General features: G+C 42.1%; 3 protein-coding genes (1 of these 3 only partly in view). All 3 read right to left on the bottom strand.

Annotated features, from left to right (window positions below; translation table 11 throughout):
- Window positions 1-115: 115 nt before the first annotated feature.
- Window positions 116-1,558, bottom strand: a complete 1,443-nt coding sequence (locus C2869_RS11145) for an HlyD family type I secretion periplasmic adaptor subunit (protein ID WP_108603014.1) — start codon at window positions 1,556-1,558, stop codon at window positions 116-118.
- A complete protein-coding gene (locus C2869_RS11140; protein ID WP_108603013.1) occupies window positions 1,555-3,705 on the bottom strand; it encodes a type I secretion system permease/ATPase in 2,151 nt (716 codons plus the stop codon). The genes C2869_RS11145 and C2869_RS11140 overlap by 4 nt, the downstream gene beginning before the upstream one ends.
- A gap of 123 nt (window positions 3,706-3,828) precedes the next feature.
- Window positions 3,829-12,414, bottom strand: partial view of a tandem-95 repeat protein gene (locus tag C2869_RS11135; RefSeq protein ID WP_108603012.1) — the 3' portion only. The gene runs 19,857 nt beyond the window's last position; the window shows 8,586 of its 28,443 coding nt (coding positions 19,858-28,443); the start codon falls outside the window, past its right edge — the gene reads right to left on this strand; the stop codon is at window positions 3,829-3,831.

Below are 12,414 nucleotides of genomic sequence, written 5' to 3'. Positions count from 1 at the left end.
AATAAAGGTAATCCTTTTCACTTAGAAAGCTCAGTTAATAACCCTTCGATCAGCTACTACTTAAAAACTAACGGAGAATTGTATAATTTTAGTGCTTATTATTATGTTTGATTGTTTATTTTTCGCGTAACGCGTTATGTTTTGCTCTTATTATAGGTTTTAGCAAATAGTCCAAAACGGTTTTTTTACCCGTTATTACATCCACCGAGGCTGTCATACCCGGTATGATGGGTAAAGGGTCGTTATTTTTGTCAAAATAGCTGTCTTCCGTTCTTACCTTTATATGATAATAACTTTCGTCAGTTTCTTCATCTTTTATTGTATCTGCACTGATATGTTCAACTTTACCTTTTAATCCACCATATATTGCAAAGTCATAAGCGGTTAATTTTATCACGGCATTTAAATTTGGCCGTAAAAACGCAATATCTTTTGGTAGTATTTTAGCTTCAATTAACAAGCTGTCTTCAATAGGGACTATTTCAATTAAATCCATACCGGGCTGAATAACGCCACCCACTGTATTAATATTGATGGTTTTAATCGTACCTTTAACCGGCGACACCACTAAAGTACGAGTTAAACGGTCGCGTAAAGAGATTAAAATTTCATCCATACCGGCCAGCGTGCCTTCAACCTCTTGTAAACGTTCTTGCGTGTCGTTTCTGAATTTTAACGCCACCTCTTCACGTTTATTGGTCACTTCGCGTATTTCTGCTTCCAATTTAGGCATCGAAATACGCGCGCTTTGCAGCTCGCCTTTCACGTCATTCGCCGTACGCTCAAGCTTGATTAATTCTACCTCTGATACCACACCACGTTTTGCTAAAGGTCTTGTTAAGCTTAATTCTTTAGCGACCAATTTATAACTTTGCTCTAACGTACCAACTTTAGATGACAGCTCAGCTAATGCGGTGCGCTTTTGATTAACTTGCTGCTGCAGTATTTGCAATTGATTGCGCAAATTACGAATTCGCTCGTCATATATTGAACGCTGGCGTTGAATAAGCTCACTATGTTTGACCGGATCAAGATCAGGAAACGCAAGTGACTGTTCTTCAATTTTAACCTCGTATTGACCGTCGATTTGCGAAATCACTACGCTGGTTAATTCTTGACGTAAACGATACTCTCGTGCCCCTAACGTAAATCGCTGAGTTTCTTGTTCGCGGTAATCTGATAGAAAGCGTGTTTCATCTATAGTCAGTAAGCGCTGACCAATTTCAACAGTATCCCCTTCTTTGACAAAGATACTTTTTAAAATACCGCCTTCAAGATTTTGCACCACTTGAATTTGTTGCGATGGAATGACTTTACCTTCACCAACAGTGACTTCATCAATTTCTGCAAAGCCTGCCCAAACAATAGCGACTATCATAAAGCCAGCCACCATGTATATAACTCGGCGTGATTGATGCGGCGATTTTAATAAAATAGCCGAGTTTAGATCATCGACATACTTTAAATCAGCTTGGTCAATTTGCTCTACTTGTTCATCTCGTGGTTCTTTGGCAAATAGCGCTTTGAGTAGTATTTTTATATTTTTAAGATTGATCATGATGGCGCCTTAATTTTACCTTCTCGTAAGGCTTGCATCACCGCATCTTTCGGGCCGTCTGCCACTATACTGCCTCTTTCCATTACAATAACGCGATCCGCTAAATCCAACATAGAAAATTTATGTGTGATCAAAATTAACGTTTTATCTTGCGCCAATAAAGCTAATTTTTGTTTCACCAATTGCTCAGAATGGTTATCCATATTACTGGTTGGCTCATCTAATACCAGTATCGGTGGATTAAAAAGCAATGCTCGTGCCAATGCGACGGCTTGACGTTGGCCGCCACTTAAAAATGCGCCGCGTTCACCCACTTGCCTATCTAAACCTTCAGGATCAACATCGGTAAACGACGTGACTCCAGCCAGACGAGCCGCGCGAAGAATTCGTTCATCTTCGACATGTGGTACACCCAGCGTGATATTTTCACGAATACTGCCATAAAATAAGCTAATATCTTGTGGCAAGCAGCCGATTTTTTGGCGTAAATCCGCTGGACTAATTTGATTAATATCAACCCCGTCGAGGCGGATTGAACCTTGCTGTGGTTGGTAAAAGCTCAGAAGTAGCTTTTCTATGGTTGTTTTACCTGCACCAATTCGGCCAATAATGGCCACTTTTTCTTTCGGTTTGATACCTAAATTAATGTTATTCAGAACATTGTATTCAGTATTCGGGTAAGCGAAATTAACTCTACTGAATTGAATTGCCCCTTCAATGTACGGCCGATGTAAATAACGGTCAAAATTTTCATCCGGTTGTTGCATCACCTCTTCAAGTGCCGTTAATGCCGATTCGGCTTGATTATAGCGCGTTGCCAATAAAGCCACTTGAGCGAATGGCGCTAAAGCGCGACCGGTTAACATTACCCCAGCAATCATGGCCCCCATGCTGATATTACCTTCCATAATTTGGTAAACACCAACAACTACAATAAAAACGGTCGACAGTTGAGTAATAAAGCCGGTAACGGTAGAGACTGACGTACCATATTTGCGGATCGCTAAATTCCAATTAGAGATATGGCCGACTAAATCTTCCCATTTTTGCTGAAATTGGCTTTCCGCACCAGCTAATTTTAACGATTCAATACCGGTTAAAGTTTCAATGAGATGCGCATTTTTTTGCACTGAAAAGCGCGCGCCACGCTCTACTTCAACTCGAATTTTACCTTTAATCCAGAATGAATAGGCGAGCATAGCAATAATGGCTAGCAATGGCACAATCGCTAATGGACCAGCCACCAGCATAATTATAAAAATAAATAAAATAGAGAAAGGGACATCAATCAAGGCGGCGATAGTGGCGGAGGTGATAAAGTCTCGGATCGAATCAAAATCTTGAATGTTGCGCGCAAACGCCCCAACCGACGCAGGTCGATTGGCCATATTAATGTTCAGCACTTTTTCAAATAACTTGGCAGACAATAAAATATCTGACTTTTTCGCGGCTAAATCGAGTAAATGGGAACGTAACTCCTTTAAACCAAAATCAAATATCATGACTATAACCATACCTATGGTCAGCACCCACAGCGTATCCACCGCTAAATTTGGCACAACCCTGTCATAAACATTCATGACAAATAAAGGCGAGGCAATCGCAAAAAGGTTGATAAACAACGCGGCAATTAGCGCGTCGCGATATATCGGTATTGAGCGGCCTAAGGTATCCCAAAACCAATGGCCGTGAGTGGTAGTGAGCGTTTCTTTACTGCGCTCATCAAAGCGATATTTTTTACGTACGTAGAAGGTAAACCCTGTGTATAGCTCATCCAAAGCACTAAGTTCAATTTCGTCATGACTGCCTTCTAGTTCAGGCCAGGCGATCTGTATTTTATCTTTGTCGCGTGATAACAACACACAACAACGACCATCTCTCAATAACAGTACGCAAGGTAAAAGCAGCGCAGGTATGTCGGTTATAGATTTTTTAACCAGTTTGGCATCTAAACCGCCTCGTAAAGCCGCTCTTGGAAATAATTCAGGCGTTAATTTTCCATCGATCAAAGGTAAGCCGGCTGCTAAAGATTGATTAGAAAAAGGTTTTCCGTAGTACTTTGTTAAAAATGCCAAGCTATTTAGTAACGGGTCTTGAAATTCGGTATGGATCTCAAGTTGTTCTTTCAAGCGATCGTGGTTTTCCATATCAACCTTTTGTTAAAACGATTGTGGCTTGCTACCTAATTAATGCTAAGTGTACCCTTTTCTAGCACAAACACAAAAAAGCAGGCGTATAGCCTGCTTTTAGCCAGTGAGTAAGGGCAATACTTAATCGTACTTCAACTGCGCATTCTCAAGCAGTTTATTGATTATTTCAGCATCTGTTTCACCTAACGATGTTAAATCAGTGCCTTCCAAGACAATCTTCATATCCGTGCTACCTGATTTATCTTTATCAACATCAATTACCGTTGAAGTTTTACCATCACCATCTGTAACAGTTGTGAAATCAAGGTAGTCATCTAACGTTTCTTGAGTGGCGCCTTGCAATAAGTCGCCTAAATCAAGAATATCGCCATCGTTTTCAGCATCTGAAATCGTGAAATCACCAATTGTGTCAGTGGCAACACTTGGATCTGTAATACCATCGGTAAATCCATTTTCAGCATCATCACCTGCTAACCACACGAAAGTATCAGAACCATCTCCACCTTCCATATAATCGCCAGCATATTGGTTATTCGCTAAGCCTGAAGTACCGTGACCATTAGATCCACCAATAATAATATCATCACCAGAACCACCCACAATGTGATCAGCTCCAGCACCACCATCCAGAATAACGCCTTCAGATTCATAATCTGTAGACGCTTGAACCTGAGAACCGCTATTGCTAGTCACGTTATCAAACCCTGAATTAATAATTTCAGCGTCTGTAAACGTATGCCATGAACCACCATCTTCATAGTAGGCACCAGTCATTAGATCTATTGTCTCGCCATCCCCTGACACGACTATAGTATCATCACCACCAAAATCACCTTTAATTTCAGTAGCTAATTCAACAGACAAGACAGCACTGTCAGTATCACCATTACTATCCTGAATGGTATAAGTGAAATCATCTGACAATGGATCTCCATCAGGAGTTGCCCATTGCATTTCTAGCTCATGAATATAAAACTTGCCGTTGTTTTCCGCTGATGTGAATACCAAATATTGGAAATCTTTACCGCCCGTTAAGCTTTCCACCGTTACGGGGCGAGCGTCATTTGCGTCATTACCCGCGATAACGGCTACATTCACATGATTACCGTTAGCATCATACGCGTGTACTTCTATTTCCTGAGCACTTTCACTAACTTGGCCAAGTATGAGTGACACAATAGTCGCCCCAGAACTAAAGTCCATAACTAAATATTCTTCGTGACCTATTTGATAATCGCCGTCACTCACACCAATACCCGTAGAAGGATTATTACCTCCACCAAGTACTTTATATGACACACTGTCATTGGCGCGAGAATCACCGTCATCATCATACAATTGAGTCAATATATTCTTGGAAGTATCAAAAACATCTTCATCGCCACTAAACGCAAAAGTATTAATGCCATTCCAAAGTGCTTTTAATTCGTCTGTATTATTCGCTACACCACCAAATACAGCATCAATTGTGTATTCATAGTCACCATTCTCATAGAACTTCAATACACCATGATCTGCATCTATTTCATAGTAATTGCCCTTACTATCGTTACCATCAAACGCATCTGTTCCAAACGTTTTAGTAGTAGATTGATAGCTAATTTGGGTAATACTTGGCGAGCCTTGTCCATCTCTACCAAAATCATCACTAGTATCCCCCGCATTCTCTTTAGTAAGTACATTACCTGAAACTTTCTCACCATGAATCGCTAGAACCTGTGGGGTATCATTAATGGCATCTGGCACAGCCTCAGCAACAGAAACCGATATCGTCGCTGTATCTGAATTGCCATCAGGATCAGTGGCTTTTACAACAAGTGATTCACTACTATCAAGTCCTGATACGTTAGCAATTGTGATGACACCTGTAGCGGCATCAATTGCGAATCCATTATCATCATTACCTGAAACAATTTCATAAGTAATAGACTGATCATCTCTGTCTTTATCACTTATAGTAAATGCCTCATTAACGTCATAAACCGAATCACCGACTTTAGCTGTAGCAGAAACAGTTGCTGTTCCATCTGCAATATCCGGAGCAATATCAGAGCGGAAAGTCACAGTTGCGGTATCTGTATCGCCATCCGTATCTTGTAACGTATATTCAAATGAATCGTCATAGCCTACAGGTAAAATCGATAGTTTATGTACATAGTAGTCACTGTAAGAACCTGACATATCCAGTGCAGTAAAGACTAAATACTTAAAGGCTGTACCATTGGCTTGTAAAGTCATGTCCTTCACTTCGCCATTGCTTTGACCTTCAATATTCCATTCTTTTACAAAGTTACCATTTTCATCATAGGCACGAATTAAGCCTTTCTCACCATCGTCGCCCTCGTTGCTATACAAGCGCATAAATGAGATATCAGCTGTGACTGTTGAAGTGCCTACATCAATGACTAACGTCTCAGAATTACCTGAACCGTCTTCTTCGATTTGACCTTGTGATTGGCCTGTCGCCAATTTCACACCAACAATATCATTACCTAAACCGGCGTTATTATCGTTAGTACCTATGTACACATTGTCGGTCGCGTCTTGGTCAAGCTCACTTAAATCTAACTGGTTAGCATTGGTGACTGGGCTGTCGTCTTTAGCAAAACCATATAAACCTGCGCCTTGATTAAGCACATCCCAAGTATTACCTTCAACACCTCCACCCATTGAAATAACTTCAACGCGGTTTTCATAACTATAATCACCGGTTTTCATATCAACAATGAGTGTGCCACCTTCATTGGTTTCAATTTGCACACTTGAACTGTTGCTGGAAACAACTGTGTTGCCTTGACTTACATTGGTACCGTCGTACGTGTAGGTTTTACCATCCACGACTATCTGTGGTACAGGTACCGCATGTAAACCATCCTCATACACGTCATTATCAAACAAGTTGCTGGTGACTTTACCATTGTCAATATCCAACACATGCTCTTCGTTGTTGGCTTTTAATATATCGTCAACCGCATTTACAGTTACTGTAACTGTTGCTGAGTCAGTACCGCCTTTGCCGTCACTAATACCGTAAGTAATGGTATCAGTGCCATTAAAGTTTGCGTTCGGTGTATACACTAGCTGACCATTAACAATTTGTACTGTACCGTTTGCTGCGCTTGGGGTTCCGTTGAAAATAATAGTATCGCCATCTTCATCTTTATCATTGGCTAATACATCAATAGTGACAGGTGTATCTTCATTGGTGGTAGCCACATCATTAACAGCTTCAGGGGCATCGTTGACTGCAGTCACGACTGGTGTGTCATTATCTTGATCTGTTTGCGTACCATCAGAAACGGTTAGGTTAATCTCATCTAAACTGCCACCAACATTGATAGTATCAACACCCGCTTGAGTTAACACCACTTTGCCATCTTGCAATGCATAGTGGCCATTAGTGTTGCTGCCTGTGGTGAAGCTGACTGTTAAGTCATCACCGTCTTCATCTGAGGTCACATAAGTACCGGCTGTATCACCTACTTGCGCGCCAGCATCTTCTGTGAAGTCATTGGCTGTGACTGTGATTTTTGGTGCATCGTTAACATCGGTGACTACTGGGGTATCAGCGTCTTGGCCTGTTAGGCTACCATCGGAAACAGTTAGGTTGATTTCATCTAACTCGCCACCGCTATTGATGGTATCAACACCCGCTTGGGTTAACACCACTTTGCCATCTTGCAATGTATAGTGGCTGTTGGTGTTGGAGCCTGAGGTAAAGCTGACAGTTAAGTCATTACCGTCTTCATCTGAAGTCACATAGGTACCGGCGGTGTCGCCCACTTGCGCGCCAGCATCTTCCGTAAAGTCGTTCGCGGTCACTGAAATTTCAGGCGCATCATTAACAGGATTAACCACAACGGTCACGGTTGCGGTATCCGTACCACCATTACCATCGCTAATCGTATAATCGAACGTGGCTGTACCATTAAAATTAGCCGCAGGGGTAAAGGTAACAATACCGTCATCACTTAAGCTAACCGAGCCCGTTGAAGGGTTACTTACACTCGTAACGGTTAAGTCATCACCATCAATATCCGTGTCATTCAGTAGCAATGCTGCATCACTGACTGTGAAGCTGGTATCTTCATCAATAGCAAAAGTTTCAGTGCCTTGGCTACCTAAGATATTGTAATTAACAGATCCATCAGCATTATGCTCGCCTAACTCGACTTTAAGCTGTGATTGACCACCTTGATCCCAATAAATAATCTCTAGGGTATGATAGCCTGATTCGTTAACCGTAAAGCTGTCATGTGTGGCCGTTGCTGGCTCTTGATTACCATTAAATTGAGCAACATCAACACCATCAATACGAATACTGTAACCATCGTCAGCGGTCACTCTAAAGTTGTATTCTCCTGCTGCCAAGAAGACCTGACCATTGATGTTAATAATACCGTCTGAGGTATCACTTGGATCTGTACTCAAGCTAGCCGCATCATGGGCTAAAAATTCTTGTAGTGTGGTCCCCGTACCTAAATCATCTAAGCCTAATGCAGCGTAATTAATTTGAGTAGCGGTAAAGGTTGCATCCGGATCATTGCTATCAATAATACCTTCCACTTGCGCTATATTAGATAAATTCGCTCCACTACCTTGCTCATAGCCATAGTACTCTGAGACTAAATCTTTAAATGCACCATTGGCTGGCCCTTGACCATCATCAACCGCATCTGGGGCATCATTAACCGGTGTAACAGTGATATCAAGCGTTGAAGTATCATCCGTACCTGAACCATCAGTTACCGTATAGGTAATGATCGGTACGTCACCATTGTAGTTAGCCACTGGGGTAAAGCTGTAATCACCATCGCTGTCGATACTAATCGAACCCACACCAGAAATAGTCGCTGTTTGACCGGCAGTAAAGGTTTGGTTGTTAACAACAAACTGGGTGACAGAAACATCGCCATCCACACTTGAGGTACCGGTTAATACGTTACCTGTGTTGTTAGTTGAATCTTCAGCCACACTGACAGTTTCATTAGCATCAGTAAAGCTATCGTCAACTGGTGTCACTGTAATATCAAGTGTTGAAGTATCATCCGTACCTGAACCATCAGTTACCGTATAGGTTATGATCGGTACGTCACCATTGTAGTTAGCCACTGGGGTAAAGCTGTAATCACCATCGCTGTCGATACTAATCGAGCCCACACCAGAAATAGTCGCTGTTTGACCGGCAGTAAAGGTTTGGTTGTTAACAACAAACTGGGTGACAGAAACATCGCCATCCACACTTGAGGTACCGATTAATACGTTACCTGTATTATTAGTTGAATCTTCAGCCACACTGACGGTTTCATTAGCATCAGTAAAGCTATCGTCAACCGGTGTCACTGTAATATCAAGCGTTGAAGTATCATCCGTACCTGAACCATCAGTTACCGTATAGGTAATAGTCGGCACGTCACCATTGTAGTTAGCCACTGGGGTAAAGCTGTAATCGCCATCGCTGTCGATACTAATCGAGCCCACACCAGAAATAGTCGCGGTTTGACCTGCAGTATAAGTTTGGTTGTTAACCACAAACTGGGTGACAGAAACATCGCCATCCACACTTGAGGTACCGGTTAATACGTTACCTGTGTTGTTAGTTGAATCTTCAGCCACACTGACGGTTTCATTAGCATCAGTAAAGCTATCGTCAACTGGTGTCACTGTAATATCAAGTGTTGATGTATCATCCGTACCTGAACCATCGGTTACCGTATAGGTAATAGTCGGCACGTCACCATTGTAGTTAGCCACTGGGGTAAAGCTGTAATCGCCATCGCTGTCGATATTAATCGAGCCCACACCAGAAATAGTCGCGGTTTGACCGGCAGTAAAGGTTTGGTTGTTCACCACAAACTGGGTGACAGAGACATCGCCATCCACACTTGAGGTACCGATTAATACGTTACCTGTATTATTAGTTGAATCTTCAGCCACACTGACGGTTTCATTAGCATCAGTAAAGCTATCGTCAACTGGTGTCACTGTAATATCAAGTGTTGAAGTATCATCCGTACCTGAACCATCAGTTACCGTATAGGTAATGGTCGGCACGTCACCATTGTAGTTAGCCACTGGGGTAAAGCTGTAATCACCATCGCTGTCGATACTAATCGAGCCCACACCGGAAATAGTCGCGGTTTGACCTGCTGTATAAGTTTGGTTGTTCACCACAAACTGGGTGACAGAAACATCACCATCCACACTTGAGGTACCGGTTAATACGTTACCTGTGTTGTTAGTTGAATCTTCAGCCACACTGACGGTTTCGTTGGCATCAGTAAAGCTATCGTCAGCTGGTGTCACTGTAATATCTAGTGTTGAAGTATCATCCGTACCTGAACCATCAGTTACCGTATAGGTAATGGTCGGTACGTCACCATTGTAGTTAGCCACTGGGGTAAAGCTGTAGTCACCATCGCTATCGATACTAATCGAGCCCACACCAGAAATAGTCGCCGTTTGACCGGCAGTAAAGGTTTGGTTGTTAACAACAAACTGGGTGACAGAGACATCGCCATCCACACTTGAGGTACCGGTTAATACGTTACCTGTGTTGTTAGTCGAATCTTCAGCCACACTGACAGTTTCGTTTGCATCAGTAAAGCTATCGTCAACTGGTGTGACTTTAATGCTTACCTTGCCTTCATCATCTAACGAACCATCGGTTACCACATAATTAAAGTCGATATCGCCATTAAAGTTGTCTGCGGGCTCAAAGCTTATTGCACCTTCAGCGCTAATTTTAACCACGCCATTACTAACATTAATGGTTTGTGCAGAGCCTGTTAGCGCTTCACCATTAATAGACTTAACACTCAGGCCATCATCATCGGTATCAATATCGTTGGCGATTAAATTAAGTGCAACACTACCATCTTCAACCACTGTATAGCTGTCATCAACAGCTATTGGTGCGTCTTGCCCTGCGTTAACCGTAACTGCAACTGTTGCCGTATCGGTTCCACCATTACCATCGCTAATTGTGTAAGTGATGGTATCACTACCATTAAAGTTTTCATTAGGCGTGTATTGAATAGTGCCATTATCATTAATGGTTACCGTACCATTTGGTGCTGATGCAGTAGTAACAGTTAACGTATCATTTTCTGGATCAGTGTCGTTACGCAATACGTCGATGGTAACTGCTGTATCTTCGTTAGTCGTCGCGGTATCATTTACCGCATCCGGACCATCATTAACTGGCGTCACTGTAACGGCTACGGTTGCTGTGTCCGTACCTCCATTACCATCACTAATGGTATAAGTAATGGTATCTGAACCATTATAATTTTCGTCTGGGGTATAACTCAGGCTGCCATCTTGGTTAATTGTGACGGTTCCATTTTCGGCACTAGCACTGGTAACCGTTAAGTCATCACCGTCTGGATCAGCATCATTATTAAGAACATCAATTGAGTTATTAGTTGAATCTTCAACAACTGTAATTTTATCTTCGGTGGCAACTGGTGCTAAATTGCCACTTAGATCCGGACGGATATCAATAGTCACAGTTGATTGATTACCTTCAAGATCATCAGAATCAACAGGTGCATAATCAAATGAGTCTGATTGTGCGAATTGGGCGTCTACATATTTCAGTTCCCAGTTACCTGTTCCATCCGTACTAAAGCTAATAGAATCAATGGCTTGATCACTATCAATATTAAAGTCATGTTGTACACCATGACCCACTGTAATGATGTTAAACAGGTTGTCATTACCTTCAATACCAGGCTCTTTTTGGAAGAACTTAGTGATAACAGTACCATCATCAAGTTTTACTGTGACTTCAACACGGGTATTTTCACCATCAACAAATAAGCCACCCATACCATCTAAGCCGATTTCAGCCGATGTTACATCTGGTGTATCAGAGTTCGAAGCAAAATCGATAACCACATATTCGCCATCATTAATACCACTACCGTCTGTATTGCCAATACCCACACCAATATGATTTTCTTCACGATCATATTGTTTAAGACTGCTCAGGTTATCAATGTCGTTTGCATCACCTTCGTAGCTGCGAATTTGTATTACACCACCATTTGATAGAGTGGTTTCAAATACACTGTTATCTGGAACATCTTCACCATTTAACTCTTCAACAGCAGAGCCCCAATTATTCAGCCCTAGCTGCTCGCCACCTTTAGTTCCAAGCAAGACGCTAACCGGTTGGTCATCACTTTCACCAGCAACGTAACTTAAATCGCCAACTGAAAATTCAGTGCTATTTAAATCACTTGCCGTTACTTCAACTTGATCACCTTGCTCATTGGTGTAGACCAATTTGCCTGTAGTCGGTAAAGATTTAAGCACAACGAGAGTCTCTTTTGAAACATCTGCATCATCCTCTTCATCGGTTACGTCATCCGTATTATCACCGCTATTATCAATACCAAAGTCTATCGCCTTGGCTCTATCTCGATCAGTTAACAATACCGTAAAGTCTTGACCAACAGGTGCATCGTTAACATCGGTGACCACAGGGGTATCGGCGTCTTGACCTGTTAGGCTGCCATCGGAAACAGTTAGGTTAATTTCATCTAAGTCACCACCGCGATTGATAGTATCGACACCCGCTTGGGTTAACACTACTTTGCCATCTTGCAATACATAGTGGCCGTTGGTGTTGCTGCCAGCTGTGAATGTCACGGTAAGGTCATCACCGTCTTCATCTGAGGTCACATAGGTACCGGCAGT

It is taken from the genome of Saccharobesus litoralis, assembly GCF_003063625.1.
GTDB lineage: Bacteria > Pseudomonadota > Gammaproteobacteria > Enterobacterales > Alteromonadaceae > Saccharobesus > Saccharobesus litoralis.
This window is presented reverse-complemented; position numbering and strand designations above follow the sequence as displayed.